At 62.0% G+C, this 16398-nt stretch carries 17 protein-coding genes; 10 read left to right on the top strand and 7 right to left on the bottom strand.

What is annotated here, in order from left to right; translation table 11 throughout:
• Positions 1–22: 22 nt before the first annotated feature.
• The 3 genes from ACFT1A_RS09630 to ACFT1A_RS09620 are packed head-to-tail and all read left to right on the top strand — an operon-like array spanning position 23 to position 3359.
• A complete protein-coding gene (locus ACFT1A_RS09630) occupies positions 23–1654 on the top strand; it encodes an AMP-binding protein (RefSeq protein WP_378446967.1) in 1632 nt (543 codons plus the stop codon).
• Positions 1651–2481 (top strand): SDR family NAD(P)-dependent oxidoreductase, encoded by an 831-nt coding sequence (locus ACFT1A_RS09625; protein WP_378446780.1) that lies wholly within the window; start codon positions 1651–1653, stop codon positions 2479–2481. The genes ACFT1A_RS09630 and ACFT1A_RS09625 overlap by 4 nt, the downstream gene beginning before the upstream one ends.
• Positions 2478–3359, top strand: coding sequence for an LLM class F420-dependent oxidoreductase (locus tag ACFT1A_RS09620; protein ID WP_378446779.1), 882 nt, complete (start codon positions 2478–2480; stop codon positions 3357–3359). The genes ACFT1A_RS09625 and ACFT1A_RS09620 overlap by 4 nt, the downstream gene beginning before the upstream one ends.
• A 13-nt stretch (positions 3360–3372) precedes the next feature.
• Here the strand turns inward: ACFT1A_RS09620 and ACFT1A_RS09615 are convergent, their stop codons facing one another.
• Positions 3373–4635 (bottom strand): TetR family transcriptional regulator, encoded by a 1263-nt coding sequence (locus tag ACFT1A_RS09615; protein WP_378446778.1) that lies wholly within the window; start codon positions 4633–4635, stop codon positions 3373–3375.
• A gap of 210 nt (positions 4636–4845) precedes the next feature.
• On the opposite strand from ACFT1A_RS09615, the gene ACFT1A_RS09610 reads away from it, so the two are divergent.
• Positions 4846–5085, top strand: coding sequence for a LuxR C-terminal-related transcriptional regulator (locus ACFT1A_RS09610; RefSeq protein ID WP_378446777.1), 240 nt, complete (start codon positions 4846–4848; stop codon positions 5083–5085).
• Positions 5086–5121: 36 nt separating this feature from the next.
• Here the strand turns inward: ACFT1A_RS09610 and ACFT1A_RS09605 are convergent, their stop codons facing one another.
• Positions 5122–5685, bottom strand: a complete 564-nt coding sequence (locus ACFT1A_RS09605; RefSeq protein ID WP_317825746.1) for a GtrA family protein — start codon at positions 5683–5685, stop codon at positions 5122–5124.
• A 65-nt stretch (positions 5686–5750) separates the two neighbouring features.
• Entirely contained in the window at positions 5751–6956 is a 1206-nt protein-coding gene (locus ACFT1A_RS09600) for an enhanced intracellular survival protein Eis (RefSeq protein ID WP_378446776.1), read from the bottom strand.
• Between the two features lie 135 nt (positions 6957–7091).
• Between ACFT1A_RS09600 and ACFT1A_RS09595 the strand changes: the two genes are divergently transcribed.
• Complete coding sequence (locus ACFT1A_RS09595; RefSeq protein WP_317552019.1) at positions 7092–8312, top strand: fatty acid desaturase; 1221 nt, start codon at positions 7092–7094, stop codon at positions 8310–8312.
• A 4-nt stretch (positions 8313–8316) separates the two neighbouring features.
• On the opposite strand, the gene ACFT1A_RS09590 is transcribed toward ACFT1A_RS09595, so the two are convergent.
• The 4 genes from ACFT1A_RS09590 to ACFT1A_RS09575 form a co-directional block, all read right to left on the bottom strand.
• Positions 8317–8985, bottom strand: coding sequence for a methionine ABC transporter permease (locus ACFT1A_RS09590; protein WP_007732650.1), 669 nt, complete (start codon positions 8983–8985; stop codon positions 8317–8319).
• Entirely contained in the window at positions 8982–9983 is a 1002-nt protein-coding gene (locus ACFT1A_RS09585) for a methionine ABC transporter ATP-binding protein (RefSeq protein ID WP_378446775.1), read from the bottom strand. Before ACFT1A_RS09585 ends, ACFT1A_RS09590 begins: the two co-directional genes overlap by 4 nt.
• Positions 9984–9995: 12 nt before the next feature.
• Complete coding sequence (locus tag ACFT1A_RS09580; protein ID WP_378446774.1) at positions 9996–10853, bottom strand: MetQ/NlpA family ABC transporter substrate-binding protein; 858 nt, start codon at positions 10851–10853, stop codon at positions 9996–9998.
• Positions 10854–10967: 114 nt separating this feature from the next.
• On the bottom strand, positions 10968–11426 hold the full coding sequence (locus ACFT1A_RS09575) for a nuclear transport factor 2 family protein (protein ID WP_378446773.1): 459 nt from the start codon (positions 11424–11426) through the stop codon (positions 10968–10970).
• 130 nt (positions 11427–11556) lie between these two features.
• Here ACFT1A_RS09575 and ACFT1A_RS09570 point away from each other — a divergent pair, with 130 nt between their 5' ends.
• Genes ACFT1A_RS09570 through ACFT1A_RS09550 form a run of 5 tightly spaced genes read left to right on the top strand, consistent with a single transcriptional unit; the run spans position 11557 to position 16385 of the window.
• Positions 11557–12723, top strand: coding sequence for an acyl-CoA dehydrogenase family protein (locus ACFT1A_RS09570; protein ID WP_378446966.1), 1167 nt, complete (start codon positions 11557–11559; stop codon positions 12721–12723).
• The gene (locus ACFT1A_RS09565) at positions 12720–13667 is read left to right on the top strand and encodes a MaoC family dehydratase N-terminal domain-containing protein (RefSeq protein ID WP_378446772.1); all 948 of its coding nucleotides are present in this window, start codon (positions 12720–12722) and stop codon (positions 13665–13667) included. The genes ACFT1A_RS09570 and ACFT1A_RS09565 overlap by 4 nt, the downstream gene beginning before the upstream one ends.
• A complete protein-coding gene (locus ACFT1A_RS09560; protein WP_378446771.1) occupies positions 13667–14782 on the top strand; it encodes an acyl-CoA dehydrogenase family protein in 1116 nt (371 codons plus the stop codon). The genes ACFT1A_RS09565 and ACFT1A_RS09560 overlap by 1 nt, the downstream gene beginning before the upstream one ends.
• On the top strand, positions 14779–15207 hold the full coding sequence (locus ACFT1A_RS09555) for a MaoC family dehydratase (protein WP_378446770.1): 429 nt from the start codon (positions 14779–14781) through the stop codon (positions 15205–15207). The genes ACFT1A_RS09560 and ACFT1A_RS09555 overlap by 4 nt, the downstream gene beginning before the upstream one ends.
• Entirely contained in the window at positions 15207–16385 is a 1179-nt protein-coding gene (locus ACFT1A_RS09550) for a lipid-transfer protein (protein WP_378446769.1), read from the top strand. Before ACFT1A_RS09555 ends, ACFT1A_RS09550 begins: the two co-directional genes overlap by 1 nt.
• The last annotated feature ends 13 nt before the right edge of the window (positions 16386–16398 follow it).

Genomic DNA, 16398 nt, shown 5'->3' with positions numbered 1-16398 from the left:
CCAGCGCGAGGACGTCGCGCAGATGTTGATCGACCGTCTCGGTGATCAGCACCTCGGTCTGCGGACGCGCACGCAGGACTGGAGCTGGGACGAGGTGGTACTCGAGAGCGCAGCGCGCGGCTCGCTTGCGAAGTCGCTTCGTGCGCCTGGACCGTTTCACATCGGAGTACTTCTCGAGAACGACCCCGAGTTTCTCTTCTGGCTCGGCGGCGCGGCCTTGACCGGAGCCACGATCGTCGGCATCAATCCGACCAGGCGTGGAGCCGAACTCGAGGCCGAGGTTCGGTACGTGGACTGCCAGCTGATCGTCACCGACAAAGCGGGCTACGAGAAATTGGCCGGCCTTGACCTCGGTCTGACCGAAGACCGTTTTGTCCTCGTCGACGACGCGTCCTACGTGGACAAGATTTCAGCTCACCAGGTCGAGTCACCTCAGATCGACCTCGGCGTCGACGCGTCGACGCTGTTCCTGCTTCTCTTCACCTCGGGCACCACTGGAATGTCCAAGGCAGTGCGGTGCAGCCAGGGACGTTTGACGCGGTTGGCCTACGCGAACTGTGCCAAGTACGACATCGACCGAGACGACGTCTGCTACTGCTGCATGCCGCTCTTCCACGGGAATGCGCTGATGGCCCTCTGGGCGCCGGCGCTCTCACAGGGAGCCACCGTCTGCCTCGTTCGCAAGTTCACCGCCTCGGGTTTCATGCCGGACGTTCGGTTCTACGGCGCAACATATTTCACCTACGTCGGTAAGGCCTTGGGGTATCTCATGGCGACGCCGGAACAGGCCGACGACATCGAGAACACCCTCACTCACGGCTTCGGAACCGAGGCTTCGCCGGGAGACAAGGCAGAGTTCATCCGCCGTTTCGGTGCGCAGCTTTTCGAGGGATACGGCTCGAGTGAAGGTGCCGGTTCGGTGGTGCTCGATCCGAACCAGCCTGCCGGCGCACTGGGCCGTCCCGCGAACGAGAACATCGTCATCGTCGATCCCGATACCCGCGAAGAGCGGCCCCGCGCAATCCTCGACGAGCACTCTCACGTGCTGAACCCCGACGAAGCCATCGGCGAGATGGTCGACAAGGCCGGGTCGACGAAGTTCGAGGGGTACTACAAGAACGAAGACGCGATAGCCGAGAAGATTCGCCACGGTTGGTACTGGACAGGCGATCTCGGCTACGTCGACGAGGCCGGGTTCATCTACTTCGCCGGTCGCAAGGGTGACTGGATCCGCGTCGACGGCGAGAATACGTCGGCACTGATGATCGAGCACATCCTGCGTCGCCACCCCAAGGTGATTGCAACGGGTGTCTTCGCGGTGCCGGATCCGCGTTCGGGTGATCAGGTGATGGCTGCGATCGAGGTCGCCGATTTCGCTGATTTCGACCCGGTCGAGTTCGCGGCTTACCTTGCCGCGCAGGCGGATTTGGGTACGAAGGCGGCGCCGCGGTTCGTTCGCGTTTCGACGGACCTGCCGGTCACAGGGTCCAACAAGGTGCTCAAGCGTGAATTGCAGGTCGACCGCTGGCGTACCGACGAACCGGTGTTCCACTGGGTGGGCCGTGGCGCCCCCGAATACACGTTGATGACCGAAGCTGACGTGGTGAATCTGGAGAAGGAGTTCGAGACACACGGCCGTTCGCGGTTCCTGTGAGTGGAGTTGCGCTGGTAACCGGCGCTTCCCGGGGGATCGGCCGAGAGTGCGCGCTTGCCTTCGCGCGCGCCGGATTCGACGTTGCTATCACTGCTCGCACCGTTCGTGAAGGAGAGGGGCGGGCTGCTCCGCGAACCAGGCAGGGCCAGCAAGTGATTCCGGTGCCCGGCAGCCTGGAGACGACGGTCGCAGAGATAGAGGCCTTCGGTGTGCGAGCGTTGGCCGTCCCGATGGACCTGCTCGATCTGGCCTCCGTCCGCGGTGCTGGTGAACGCGTTCTGGCGGAGTGGGGACACGTCGACGTGTTGGTGAATAACGCCTACGCACAGACGGTCGGAAACATGGACCGGGTTCTCGACATCGAGATCGACGACGCTCAGGCGATGGTGATCGGGAATTATCTGCACCAACTCGCTCTGGTCCAGGTGATTCTGCCGTCGATGATCAAGAGTGGCAACGGCGTTGTCGTCAACCTGGCATCGGGCTCGGCCACAATGGATCCGCCTGCGCCGCCGGGGGAGGGCGGCTGGGGATTGTCCTACGCTGCGTCGAAGGCGTCGTTCGGACGTATCGCCGGGGCGATCAACTCCGAGTATCGGGGCGCCGGGGTCAAGGCGTTCAATCTGAGTCCGGGATTTGTCATTACGGAATCAGGGAAAGCCCGTGGTGGCGCAGACGCGATAGTCGATGCCGGATTCGCTGCCACACCGGCATCCGTGCCGGCTGCAGCGGCGGTGTGGCTTGCAACAGATCCGGATGCGGACCGGTTCCTCGGTCGCGTGGTGGACGGTCCGAAATTGATGGCGACACTGGAGGAAACGGTATGAAGCTCGGCGTAGTCGTTCCGGTCGAATTGGGTCGAAGTGGAGACCCTGAATGGATTCTGCAATTCGCCCGTGCGGCCGAATCGTTGGGTTTCGACGAGATCTCGGCTGTGGAGCACTCGGTGGTCATCGCCGACACCGAGAGTGAATACCCCTATTCTCCGACCGGCAAGTCGCATCTTCCCGATGACTGCGACATCCCGGATCCGCTTGAACTGCTTTCGTTCGTGGCCGGCGCCACAACCACGTTGGGTCTGTCCACCGGAGTTCTGGTGCTGCCCAACCACACTCCGGTAGTGCTTGCCAAGCGCTTGGCGACGCTTGATCGACTTTCGGCTGGGCGCCTGCGCATCTGCCTCGGACTGGGCTGGATGAAGGAAGAGATCGAAGCGTGCGGCGGTGACTTCGAGCGGCGTGGCAAAGTTGCCGACGAGGCAATCGCGGTGATGCGCGCACTCTGGGCAGGAAAGGAAGCGGTTGACTTCGACGGTGATTACTTCTCGTTCAAAGGTGCATACAGCTGGCCGAAGCCTCACCGCGAGTCGGGAGTTCCGCTCTACATCGGTGGACACAGTCTCGCGGCCGCGAGGCGAGCAGGCCGGTTGGGTGACGGTTTCCAGCCGCTGGGACTTGCTGGTGAAGACCTCGAAAAGGCCGTTGCAGCGATGAAAGCTGCTGCGGTCAAGGTCGACCGAGATCCCGCCGACGTCTCGCTCGTTCTCGGTGCGACATTACCCAGACTCGACGAAGCAAAGCTGGACTGGGCACGCGGTTTGGGAGCCGATCGAATCGTGCTGTCCGCCAGCCGCCGTGGTACGTCGTTGGAACTGATCATCGACGAGATGGCCGAATGCTCGAAGCGGCTGGGGCTCGGAACGTAAATCCCGTACCTGATCAGGGATGGGCCAGCCCGTTCAGGAGCATCGCGCTGACGAAGGCCGCATTGTCGGCCGGGCTGTCGGATCGGCGGGTGAAGCACCGCAACAGGAGGGTGTTGGTGATTCCTGCGGCGATGTCCATCGGGCTGCTGATGGTCGACAAGACTCCATTGTCCTGGCCCCGCTGCACAACCGGAGCGATGATCGAGGGAATGTTGAGTTTCTCTTTGAGCGACAGCAGGCTCTCGGGCTCGCCGTAGGTGTCGTGGGCAACGGCAACCAGCAGTGCATCCATGAACTCTGTTTCGTCAGAAGCTAGTTGAGCGCAGCGGAGTAGGAAGTTCTCGATGATCGCGACGTCGCCGAGACCGATCAGGATGTCGTCGGCAACGGTTTCTCGCAGCGAGTCCACTCGACTTTGAAGGGCTGCCACCAGGATGTGGGGCTTGGTGGGAAACAGTTTGTTCGCGGCGGTGCGGGGAACTGCTGCAGTGTCGGCGATGTCGTTGATCTGCGTCATGAAGTATCCGCGCTTGCCGAATTCGCTACGGGCAGCGGCGAGAAACGCCGCTCGCGGATCACGCGGCAGTGGACGCGGCTCAGCGGGCTGGTCGATGGGACCGACAACGTCATCGAGGTGTTGGTGAAGGCCAGACATATCGACGACGGCGCCCAACATGGCGAGCAGCGCGTCGGACATCATGTCGGGTGAGACGGAGCGGGAATCGATTCGGCTACGAATGCGGAAACCGTCGATCACCGCGTTGACGGTGACAGCGAAGGTCTTGGTGGTGAACGGCCTTCGGAGTGTTGCGTCGGTTTTCTCGAAAAGGGCCTCGTAGGCAGCGGACACGAGGTCGTCGCGTCGACGATATTCGTTTTTCAGAGCGGCGGAAGTTCGCCTGTCTGAGCCCGCAAAAATGTGTGAGAGAAGACTTCGTGCAGTCGACGCGTCGTTGACGAGAGCGTCGAATGCCCCTTTGACGAGAGTGGTGACCGTCGCACGAAGCGCGTCGTCATTTGCGGACAGCTGTGCACGTACGGTCTGCTTCACCGTGTCTGCGCTGTGCAAGGTCGATTCGGTGAGGCTGGCGATCACGGCCTCGACGAACTCGGATTTGGTGCGGAACTTGCGGAAGAACGTAGCCTGCGACGCTCCGGCCCGGTGGACGACCTGTTCGCTCCGCAGACCGCGTTCGAGAATGTCCTGAGGGTCCTCGACGAGCGACGTCACGCCGGCATCGATGAACAGCACGGTGGTGGCGTCGCGATCAGTCATCGTCAGTCCTTCGGTCGATCGGCAGTCTCGCCCGCACATAACGGGCAAACAAGACTCTATCGAGGTCAAGGCATGCGTGGGTGCTGTTCTGAGAGTGTTTGCTCTCGCGCGAGAGTTTCACCAGTCAACAAATGGAGTGACCCGGCGACCTCGCTCCGTTTCCATAGGAGTTCGACCGCGCGAAAAGCCTGGAAGTTAGGGACACCACCGATGAAGACTGCCGACTCACCCAGCCTCAGTAGGCGTGAAGTACAGGTGCTGTTGACCTGGATTCGCTGCGACTCGAAAGCCGAAGTCTCCCGTGAGCTGTACATCGCGGAGGGAACTGTGAACACGCACCTTGCGCGTATTCGCGGGAAGTACGACGAAGTGGGCCGGACAGCGCCAACGAAGATGGCGCTGCTTGCTCGGGCTCTTCAGGACGGGTTGATCCGTATCGACGAACTCTGATCGACGCGCCAGCTATCTGGTGCGTCGATCCGGAAGTCAGTCGAGGGTGGTGGCGTCCGTTGTCGGCGTCTTGGCGCCAGGAGTCGCTTCGATGTCGAGAACGACCTGGCTGTCGGTGGCGTCTTCGGGGAAGACGTACCGGCGCATGGCCCACCACCGGAAGGCCGTCGCCAGCAGGGTTCCGATGATCGATCCGCTGATGAAGTCAGCAAAATTCTCCATCAACACCGATACCTCGGGTTGACGCAGGTGGAACACGTACCTGGAGGTCCAGAGCGGTACCTGGTTGATGGCCAAACCGATACCGGCGACGATGAAGAACAGCGCAGCCTCGTGATGGCGCTGCCTGCCACCGCGCTGAGCGAACGACCACTCGCGGTTCAGGACGTAGGACAGAACCGTCGCGATCAGGACCGCGAGGATGTTTGCCGTCACCGGGTGCTGAGGCAGAACCGTCCACTTGATGCCGAAGAACAGCACCGTGGTGACGATGAAGGCGATGCCGCCGACCACCAGGAACTTGAGCATTTCTGCGTGCGGCAGGACGCGCACGAGAACCCGCTCAGGAAGCCTATTGACCATCTTTTCGACAAACGCCATTGTTCGAGGCTAACCCTGAATACGGCCGACGGCACAAATCGTCGACGCTCGTGTCGGCCAGATCATCAGAATCCGTATCCGAGAATTGCCGGCTTCGATGTGCTGAACGCGAAGTCGAGATTCCGGATTTCCTGCGAATCAGTTGCCTGGAGTCGGTGCGCCGCAGCAAAGGCCTTGGCCTGGTGCTCGCCGAGGTACAGGCTGCTCAGAACGTCGGCGGGCATCGTGATCGCGGGCTCGGCGTCGGTGGCCGTGCACGTGGCTTTGCCTCCCTCGACTCGAAGTGCGAAAGTCCCGCCGGCCTTCAGGAACGGATCTTCGACCTTGATGACGGTGTCCAGGTCAGCAGCGTATTCACGAGCCTCGAGCGCCGCGGGCACGTCCATGATGCGAAGCCACAGACGATCGGAACGCGTCGTTGTCCGGGCAAGGCGGTAGTCCGTCAGCATCAGCCGTAGGGGATCGGCGGGATGCTGGCGTGTCTCGATCCGGGTGACGAGGTCGAGCCCGCAGATCGTGCGCCACAGCGCCGCGTGCGCATCTTCGGTGATCGTCACGAACTCGTCGATCCGGGCGATGCTGTCGCGGCCCTCGCTCGTGTGCCGGTAAGCGATGTATCCGTCCGCGTGTGTCAGAAAGAACAGTCCGGAGGCGCCGTCACGATCCTCGGACGGGTCGGCGAACATGTGATCCCACAGTGGTTGCGGACGGACCTGCGCGCCGGGAGTCTGCAGTCGCCAGCGATCGTAGATTTCGGGAAGAAGCGTCGTGGCAGCCTTGACGTCGACAATCGACACACCACCGTTGTCGGGCACCTCCGGGCGGAACTGCGCGAAGCGTCGATCCAGGGTGATGCCCTCGCTGACGGTGGCCGGGCCGTATCCGAAGCGGTTGTAGATGCCGGCCTCGCTGGCCGTCAGCGCTGCAAGCGGCGCACCGGTCGACTCGATATGGGCGTGAAGTGCAGTGAACATCGAGCGTAGGACGCCGCGGCGACGATGAGTCGGGGCGACGGATACCCAGGTGATCCCGCGCGTGGGGAGTTGGCGTCCGCCGGGCACGGTGAATTCCATGTCGATCTCGATAGCCACGCCGACAGGCACGTCACCGTCGACGGCAAGGATGATGTCCTCGGGCTTGTAGAGAGCCTTTGTCAGCTCGCTGACCGCGGGAGACGGATGAAAACCGAACCCCACCGAGTCGAGTAGTTGGAGAGCCGGCCAGTCACTCTCGGTAGCGGTGCGGATGGTGATCTTGTTTTCGGGGCTCACGTATATCGACTCTGGCATAGATTGCACGAAGACGCACATGAATATCGGAGCCGACGTTTCTGCACCGACTCCCAGGGGTACCGCCCGACGGACCAGTCCTGCGGCACGGAGAAAAACCGATACGGAGAAAACACTGTGGCGATCACCGACATCAAAGAATATGCCCACCTCACCGAGGAAGACGTCGAGGCGCTCGGGCGCGAACTGGACGCCATTCGGGTCGATATCGAGGAGAAGCGCGGCGCGCACGATGCTCGATACATCCAGCGGACAATCGCGTTTCAACGCTCTCTGATGGTGGCCGGCCGCATCGTCTTGTTCGCCAGCAAGAAGAAGCCTGCCTGGATTCTGGGGACTGCGCTCCTGGGGGTCGGCAAGATCATCGAGAACATGGAACTCGGCCACAACATCATCCACGGCCAGTGGGACTGGATGAACGATCCCGAGATTCACTCGAGCAACTGGGAGTGGGACAACACCTGCCCGTCCTCGGGATGGAAGCACTCGCATAACTTCACTCATCACAAGTTCACCAACATCGTCGGTCTGGACAACGACGTGGGCTACGGAATCATGCGCGTCACTCGTGATCAGAAGTGGCACGCCGACTATCTCTTTCAACCGATCACGAATTTCGTCCTCGCAACACTGTTCGAGTGGGGCGTGGCACTGCATCACCTGGAAACGGACAAACTCCGCAAGGGTGAGGTGAAGTGGTCCGAGAAATCGGAGATGGCCAAGGACGTCGGAAAGAAGATCGCGCGGCAGGTGACAAAGGATTACATCCTGTTCCCCGCTCTGACCGGCCCGGCGTGGAAGACCACGTTGACGGCGAACGTCGTTGCGAACCTCATCCGAAACTACTGGAGTTACGCCGTCATCTTCTGCGGGCACTTCCCCGACGGTGCCGAGAAGTTCACGCTCGAGGAATTCGAGAACGAATCGCGCGCTCAGTGGTACCTACGACAGATGCTGGGTTCCGCCAACTTTCACGCCGGCCCGGTCATGGCCTTCATGAGCGGCAACCTCTGCTATCAGATCGAGCATCACTGCTTCCCGGATCTGCCGAGCAACCGGTACTCGGAAATTGCGGTGCCGTTGCGCGACCTGTGTGACAAGTACGACCTCCCGTACACGACCGGGCCGCTGTGGAAGCAGTACGGATTGACTCTGCGCACCATCTGGAAGTTGTCGCTACCCAACAGGTTTCTCTCGGCATCCCAGGACGACGCTCCGGAGACGCACTCGGAGTTGAAGTTCCGTATCCGAGGCGGAATCAAGGAAGTGTTCGGCGTCGATCCGCAGACCGGTAAGCGGCGTGGCTTGCGAACAGCGATCGCAATGGTCTCGAGCTGATCAGTCAGCGCTTGTGCGCCATTGAACGAACCACGAGATCACCGGTCGACTGGATTGCCTGCACCAGCACGATCAAGATCACGACTGCGACGAACAGCACCGGTGTGTTGAATCGTTGGTAGCCGTACTTGATTGCGAAGTCGCCGAGTCCACCGGCGCCGATGGCACCTGCCATGGCTGAGAAACCGATCAGCATCACCGCAGTCAGGGTTGCTCCGGCTACAAGTCCTGGAACTGATTCGGGTAGTAGCACTTTGGTGATGATGTCCTTGTCGGTCGCGCCCATGGATCGTGCTGCCTCGACGCGCCCGGAATCGACCTCACGCAAGGCGTTCTCGACGACGCGGGCGAAGAAGGGCACCGACCCGATGGTCAACGGCACGATCGCTGCCGTGGCGCCGAGCGCTGTTCCGACGATCGCCCTCGTTGCCGGGATGAGGAGGACCAACAAGATGACGAACGGCAGCGAACGGCCGATGTTCACCACGGTGCCCAGAACCGAATTGAGGACGCGGTTGGGACGGATTCCGTCGGGAGCGCTCGCGTGCAACAGAACTCCGAGCGCAATACCGATGATCACGGTGAGCACGAACGAGACGCCGACCATGTAGAGCGTGTCGAGTAGGGCTTCCCATGCTTCGCCCAGGGAATCCTGCCAGGACGTCTTGTTCATGAGAACGTCACCTTCACTCCGCGCTGCGAAAGATGTTCTTCGACAGACTTTCTTGTCTCTTCGTTGCTGGTGAGTCCGGTGTGCGAGGCGAACTCCACGCGAAGGCGACCGACCTGATGAGTGCCGATGTTCTCGATACCTCCGGAGATCACCGTGACGTCGACGTCGAGATCTCGCGAGAGTTGAGAAATCACGGGCGAGGTGGACAGTGAATCGACAAAGGTGAGGAGTGCGGGAATTCCGGTCGGGGTAGTTCGCACCGTTCCGGTCGGCAGTAGTGCCTCGCCGAGGGGCGATCCCGGGTCCGCGACCAGTTCGGTGAGAGTTCCCTCGTCGACGATGCGGCCCTGATCGATCAGAGCGGCGCGGTGGCAGATCCGTCGAACCACGTTGAGTTCGTGGGTGATCAGAACAATGGTGACACCGAGACGTCGATTGAGGTCGGCGAGTAGATCGAGGATCGAATCGGTTGTGTCCGAGTCGAGGGCGCTCGTGGCCTCGTCGCACAGCAGGACATCGGGTGAAGCTGCCAAGGCTCTCGCGATCCCGACGCGTTGTTTCTGTCCACCGGACAGTTGCGAAGGGAAGGCGTCACGTCGGTCTTCCAGGCCCACCAACTCGATCAGCTCGTCGACGCGGGCACGGCGATCTGCCCGCGAGTATCCCGCCACTTCGAGAGGAAAGGCGATGTTGGCGGCGACCGAGCGGGAGTGCAGCAAGTTGAAATGCTGGAACACGACACCGATCCGCTTGCGTGTGTCGCGCAGTTGCGCTGGGCTCAGCGCAGTCAGATCGGTGTCGCCCAACAGAATCCGGCCGCTGGTCGGGCGTTCGAGCAGGTTGAGGCAGCGCAGCAAAGTCGACTTACCCGCGCCGCTCTTGCCGATGATGCCGAAGATTTCGCCGTCTTCGATTTTCAGGGACACGGAATCGAGTGCATGCAGAACTTTTGTGCCGCTGCGGTATTCCTTGGAGACCGATTCGATCGAGAAGACCATGACGGGTCTCGATCAGGTGGCGCTGGCCGGAATGACCGAGCCCTGGTAGGTCTGCTCGATGAACGTCGCTACGTCGGCGGACGTCAATGCCTCGGCCAACTTCTGTACTCGCGCATCGTTTTCGAGCGAGGTGCGTACGGTCAGGACATTGGCGTACGGGTTTCCCTCGGCCTTCTCGAGCACCAGGGCGTCCTTGGCGGGATTGAGACCACCTTCGATTGCGTAGTTGCCGTTGATGATTGCGAGATCGACATTTCCGTCGTCGAGCGTGCGCGGCAGCTGCGGGGGATCGACCTGGGTGAACGTGAGTCCCTTGGGGTTGTCGATGATGTTCTTCTCGCTGATCTGCGTGATGTCCGTGCCGGGGGCGCCCAACTGCTGATCCAGCTTGATCAATCCGGCCTGCTGCAGCAGGTACAGCCCACGGGCGAAGTTCGTCACGTTGTTGGACAGCGCCACCGTTGCGCCTTGGCGTAAGTCGGCCACGTTGGTGACCTTCTTGGAGTATGCACCGAGCGGCTCGACGTGGACTTTCGCCACTGCGACCAGGTCGTCGACACCCTTCTCCTTCGACCACGATTCCTGATACGGCACGTGCTGGAAGAAGTTGGCATCGGTGTCGCCGGCTTCGAGCACCTCGTTGGCGTCGAGGTCGCCGGTGATCTCGCTGACCTCGATCTTGGTGTCGCCGAGCAGGCCCTTTTCTTCGACGAACTTCAGGATCTCGGCATGCGGAACCGAAGAAGCGACGACACGAAGGGGCGCGTTGGCGTCGGAGGAGCTGTCGCTCGAGCACGCTGCGACGGTTCCGACTGCGACGGCGGCCACTGCGAAGGCAGCGAGGAATCTTCTGGTGCGCGAGCGTGACATGTGAATCTCCAAGACATAGCCGAACGCACGCCGAGATGGCGTGACAGTTGCTGAACGCTAGCCCGGTAAACCTCCCATGAGGAGATACAGAATCACCGCGATTTTTTCATGTACCTATTGTCCGAGCAGGATGACCGGAACGTCCTCGGCGAAATCGACGACCAATTCACGACGCGAGAACAGCCAGGTGCCGTCGACCTTTTCGAAGCTGTCCTGGTAACGGATCTCGATCCGGTTGTCCCGGTGGCCGTCGCCCCGCGGATAGATGTGGTGAGCGGAGCAGTAGGCCTCACCGTGTGCGGTGGTGGGGCTGTCGAGGTCGAGGATCTGCTGCTCGACGATGTGCCGCGTCGAGTGCAGATGTGAGATGGCATCGACCACGGAACTGCTGACGACGGAGTTCCCACGTATCTCCGTCGGCGCATCGGTTCCGTTCAGTGCCGGCGGCAAGACGAATGCCGCATCGTCGGTGAAGAGAGCCGCAAGTGCGGTGGTGTTTCGGCGGTCGACTGCCTGTGCATACCTGGCGGCCAAGTCGGTGAGAGCGACGCGATCCGAGGAGTCCATGCGCATATCTCACCCTATGTGACGCCGCTCATGTTTCGGCTTCCCGCTCATCGAGACATTTACAGCGCCCACCTGGGCATCTGGTTAGCGTCCAGGCCAAGAGTTGCCAGCCATGAATGCCATAGGAGAAACAGCGATGGATCTGAGGGAATCGCCCGAGCAGCAGGAGCTCCGCAAGGAGTTGCGCGCGTACTTCGCGGCGCTGCTGCCGGAAGAGAAGCGTCGCGCGGCCGGCGAGCAAGGTGTGGGCGGCGAGTACTTCCGCGAGATCGTGAAGTTGCTGGGCAAGGACGGCTGGCTCGGCATCGGCTGGCCGAAGGAATTCGGTGGACAGGGACGCTCCATCGAGGAGCAGTTCGTGTTCTTCGACGAGGTTCAGCGCGCGGGACTGCCGTTCCCCTTCGTGACCGTCAACACCGTCGGCCCGACGTTGATGAAGTACGGCACCGAAGAGCAGAAGGAACGTTTCCTGCCCGGCATTCTGGCCGGCGACATCGTCTTCGCCATCGGGTACACCGAGCCCGAGGCCGGCACCGACCTCGCATCACTCAAAACTCGTGCGGTTCTCGACGGTGACGAGTGGATCGTCGACGGAAACAAGATCTTCACCAGTGGCGCCAATACTGCCGACTACGTGTGGCTGGCCTGCCGCACCGACGCGGATGCCCCCAAGCACAAGGGCATCTCGATCCTGATCGTCCCCACCGCGGACGCAGGCTTCGAGTGGTCACCGATCAACACCGTCGGCGGCTTGATGGTGACGTCCACGTACTACTCCGGAATTCGCGTCCCGTCGAAGGACGTTGTCGGCGAGGTCAACGGAGGCTGGCAGCTCATCACCGCGCAGCTCAACCACGAGCGAATCGGCCTGGCGGCCATCGGTGGCCGTACCTACGGTCTGTGGAACCTGGTCCTGGACTGGGCCAAGGAGAACGGCGCCATCAACATCCCCTGGGTCCAGCAGGATTTTGCGCGCACACACGCCAAGCTCGAGGCGATGCGACTGCTGAACTGGAAGATGACGGCAGCCGTTGCACAGGACACGCTCTCCGGAGCGGACGCGGGCGCAACCAAGACGTACGGCACCGAAACTCACGTCGACGTCTATCGCACCCTCCTCGGAATTCTCGGCTCCGCCGGACGCATTCGCCCCGAGTCGCCGGGCGCTTTGCTGGCCGGTCAGATCGAACAGATCTCGCGTCAGGGCGTCGTGAACACCTTCGGCGGCGGCGTCAACGAGGTTCTGCGTGACATGGTCGGCACCATCGGGCTCGGCTTGGTTCGCGAAAAGAGGGTCAAGTGAGCGACATTTCGGCGCAACTCGACGCTTTTGTCGGCCAGACTCTGGTTCCCACTACCTGGGGACCCGACGAGGTCAACATCCCCATGATCCGGCATTGGGCCGAAACCATGGGCGATACCAACCCCGTCTACCTCGACGACGACGCCGCCCGCGCCACCGGACGCGACGGCGTCGTCGCTCCCGCTCAGATGCTCCAGGTCTGGATCATGCGGACGTTCACCGACAAGATGGCGGGCAACGACCCCTCGCAGGTGTGGACCGATCTGATCGCCACCCTCGACGCAGCCGGTTACACCTCTGTCGTGGCCACCGATTCCGATCAGGAGTTCTTCGCCGAACTGCGCCCAGGCGATCGCGTGAACTACACCGAGGTCATCGAGTCGATTTCGCCGGAGAAGAAGACCGGCCTCGGAGTCGGGCACTTCGTCACGACGCTCAAGACCTACCGCAACGGTGACGACCAGGTTGTCGGCACCCAGCGGTGGCGGACGCTGCGGTTCAAGCCTCAGGAAGCTGCTGCGCCCGAGGCTCCTCGTGCGCTGCGTCCGCGTCCGGCTCTCAACGCGGACAACGCTTTCTGGTTCGAAGCAGCCAAGGAGCACCGTCTGGTGATCCAGCGCTGCATGTCCTGCAAGACGTTGCGTCATCCCACCGGCCCGATGTGCGGGGAGTGCCAGTCACTCGAGTGGGACACGATCGACGCGTCGGGCCGGGGCACGGTGTACAGCTTCGTGGTCAATCACCACCCCAAGATCGACGCGTTCGACTACCCGCTGATCGTTGCGGTCGTCGAACTCGAAGAGGGAACCCGATTGATCGCCAACATGGTGGGCATCGCGCCCGAAGATGTCGTGGTCGACATGCCCGTGGAACTTGACTGGATCGACGCCGACCCGGATCTGACGCTTCCCGCGTTCCGGCCGGCCGTACGCGAGGAGCACTGATGGACTTCAATTTCAGCGAAGAGCAGGAAGCAATTCGCGCACTGGCCGACGAGGTCTTCACAAGCAAGGCGACGATCGAACGCACCAAGGAGATCGAACTCTCCACTGAGCGCGTCGACCGTGAACTGTGGCGTGAACTCGCGAGCACCGGGTTGCTCGGCATCGCCCTGCCGGAGGAGTTCGGCGGCGGCGGGCTCGGATTGTCGGAGCTGTACGCGCTGCTCGAACAGCAGGGACGTCACGTTGCGGCCGTGCCGATCTGGGAGACGACCCTTGCGGCACTGGCTGTCAACGAATTCGGCTGCGATTCGCTTCGCGCCGAACTCCTTCCGGGAGTTGCCGACGGCAGTCGATTCCTGACCGTCGGTCTCGAAGAGTTCGGTCCGTACACGGGCGGCGACCCACTGACCACGGCTGAGCAAGATGCCGAGGGCAATTGGACAGTGACGGGTGAGAAGGCAGTAGTGCCGATGACTCACATCGCGAACCTCGCCCTCGTCTCGGCAACCACGTCCACCGGTACGGCATTGCTGCTGGTGGACCTGAGTGCCGAGGGAGTGACGCTCGAACAGACGCAGTCCACCAACTGGGAGATCTGTGCCAACGTCACCTTGGCCGGAACGCCGGCGAAGCTCATCGGCGCGGCCGACGGTACGACGGTTCCGTGGCTGATCGACCGAGTCGAGCTGGCATTGGCCGCAATTCAATGGGGCGTCGGATCGGGTGCAGTCGCGCAGGCCGTCACGTACCTGAACGGCCGCAAGCAGTTCGGCCGACCCCTCGCAACGTTCCAGGCGGTCAACCACCAGCTCGCCGATTGCTACATCGATCTCGAGGCAATGCGAGTGACACTGTGGCAGGCAGCATGGCGCATTTCCGAGGGATTGGATCTCGGCACCTCGGTACTGGTCGCCAAGTGGTGGGCCACCGACGGCGGACAGCGCGTCGTGCATCGGACGACGCATGTCCACGGCGGCATGGGCGTCGACACCGACTACCCGGTTCACCGTCACCTGCTGTGGGGTAAGCAGATTGCTGCCACCCTCGGTGGTTCCAGCTCCGACCTCGCGCGTCTGGGTGCGCAGCTCGCATCCGGTGTGGAGGTGCTCGCATGACCGTTCTCACCGGTCGCAGCTACGCGGACATCATGGTCGGAGAGGCATTGCCCGAGTTGGCAATCCCGCTGACGCGCACGTTGATCGTCGCCACCGCAATTGCCACCCGCGATTTCCAGGACGTGCACCACGACCCGAGCCTGGCTCAGGAACGTGGCTCCAAGGATGTCTTCATGAACATCCTCACTAGCAACGGTCTCGTCGGCCGGTACGTCACGGACTGGGCCGGATCGGCATCGACCCTGCGCCGCATCGCAATCCGTCTCGGGGCGCCCAACTACCCGGGCGACACCATGACGATGACCGGTGAGGTCGTGTCCAAGGAAGACGGAGTGGTTGTTGTCAAGGTGCAGGGCGCCAACAGCCTCGGAAATCACGCAACCGGAACCGTCGCAGTCGCTTTCAAGGAAGAGGAGAGGCCCTGATGGCGATCAGCCCACTCTCGGGTGCCGCTGCCATCGTCGGCATCGGATCCACCGAGTTCTCGAAGAACTCCGGCCGCACCGAACTGCAGTTGGCGTGCGAAGCCATCGTCGCGGCGCTCGCTGACGCCGGTATCGATCCGTCCGAGGTCGACGGTCTGTCCACCTACACGTCGGAGACCAACGGCGAAGCCATCGTGGCTCGCAACTGTGGCCTCGGTGAGCTCAAGTTCTTCTCGCGCATTCACTACGGTGGCGGCGCTGCATGTGCCACGGTGCAACAGGCCGCTATGGCAGTTGCGACGGGTGTTGCCGACGTCGTGGTCTGCTACCGCGCTTTCAACGAGCGCTCCGGTGTGCGGTACGGCCTTGGCCAGCACGATCGACCCATGGACAGCACCGCCGACCGCGCGGCATATGCGTGGATGACTCCTCAGGGATTGTCGACTCCCGCTCAGTGGGTCGCGATGTTCGCCCGTCGATACATGCACCAGTACGGTGCGACGAGTGAGGACTTCGGACGAGTTGCAGTGGTGGCGCGCAAGCACGCGGCCAACAACCCGGCTGCTTGGTTCTACGAGCGTCCGATCACACTCGAGGACCATCAGAACTCGCGCTGGATCGCCGAGCCGCTGCACCTGCTCGACTGCTGCCAGGAAACCGACGGCGGCCAGGCACTGGTCATCGTCTCTGCCGAGCGCGCAAAGGATCTGGCCAACAAGCCCGTCGTCATCAAGGGCGCCGCTCAAGGCAGTGGCAAGGATCAGCACATGATGACCAGCTACTACCGTCCTGACATCTCCGGTATTCCGGAGATGGGCCTGGTTGCTCGTCAGCTGTACGGCCAGAGCGGCCTGACCCCTGATGACATCAACGCAGCGATCCTGTACGACCACTTCACCCCGTTGGTGCTTCCGCAGCTCGAAGAACTGGGCTTCTGCAAGCCAGGTGAGGCCAAGGACTTCATCCGCGAGGGCAACCTGGAGATCGGTGGACGCCTGCCGTCCAACACTCACGGGGGTCAGGTCGGCGAGGCATACCTGCACGGCGTCAACGGAATTGCCGAAGGTGTGCGACTGGTCCGAGGCACGTCGACCAATCAGCCCGAGGGCGTCGAAAACGTGTTGGTCACAGCCGGAACGGCAGTACCCACCAGCGGTCTCGTTCTCGGCGCTGTTTGAGAGAGGAAATGAC

The sequence above is a fragment of the Rhodococcus sp. NPDC057135 genome, from assembly GCF_042670865.1.
In the GTDB taxonomy this organism is placed as follows: Bacteria; Actinomycetota; Actinomycetes; order Mycobacteriales; family Mycobacteriaceae; genus Rhodococcus_F.
This window is presented reverse-complemented; position numbering and strand designations above follow the sequence as displayed.

Excerpts from the sequence above, each read along its gene's own strand:
- ACFT1A_RS09550 (WP_378446769.1), top strand. The coding sequence starts at position 15,207 with ATGGCGATCAGCCCACTCTCGGGTGCCGCTGCCATCGTCGGCATCGGA.
- ACFT1A_RS09590 (WP_007732650.1), bottom strand. The coding sequence starts at position 8,985 with ATGAACAAGACGTCCTGGCAGGATTCCCTGGGCGAAGCATGGGAAGCC.
- ACFT1A_RS09630 (WP_378446967.1), top strand. The coding sequence starts at position 23 with ATGTTGATCGACCGTCTCGGTGATCAGCACCTCGGTCTGCGGACGCGC.
- ACFT1A_RS09585 (WP_378446775.1), bottom strand. The coding sequence starts at position 9,983 with ATGGTCTTCTCGATCGAATCGGTCTCCAAGGAATACCGCAGCGGCACA.
- ACFT1A_RS09610 (WP_378446777.1), top strand. The coding sequence starts at position 4,846 with ATGAAGACTGCCGACTCACCCAGCCTCAGTAGGCGTGAAGTACAGGTG.
- ACFT1A_RS09580 (WP_378446774.1), bottom strand. The coding sequence starts at position 10,853 with ATGTCACGCTCGCGCACCAGAAGATTCCTCGCTGCCTTCGCAGTGGCC.
- ACFT1A_RS09615 (WP_378446778.1), bottom strand. The coding sequence starts at position 4,635 with ATGACTGATCGCGACGCCACCACCGTGCTGTTCATCGATGCCGGCGTG.
- ACFT1A_RS09605 (WP_317825746.1), bottom strand. The coding sequence starts at position 5,685 with ATGGCGTTTGTCGAAAAGATGGTCAATAGGCTTCCTGAGCGGGTTCTC.
- ACFT1A_RS09555 (WP_378446770.1), top strand. The coding sequence starts at position 14,779 with ATGACCGTTCTCACCGGTCGCAGCTACGCGGACATCATGGTCGGAGAG.
- ACFT1A_RS09570 (WP_378446966.1), top strand. The coding sequence starts at position 11,557 with ATGGATCTGAGGGAATCGCCCGAGCAGCAGGAGCTCCGCAAGGAGTTG.
- ACFT1A_RS09575 (WP_378446773.1), bottom strand. The coding sequence starts at position 11,426 with ATGCGCATGGACTCCTCGGATCGCGTCGCTCTCACCGACTTGGCCGCC.
- ACFT1A_RS09620 (WP_378446779.1), top strand. The coding sequence starts at position 2,478 with ATGAAGCTCGGCGTAGTCGTTCCGGTCGAATTGGGTCGAAGTGGAGAC.
- ACFT1A_RS09560 (WP_378446771.1), top strand. The coding sequence starts at position 13,667 with ATGGACTTCAATTTCAGCGAAGAGCAGGAAGCAATTCGCGCACTGGCC.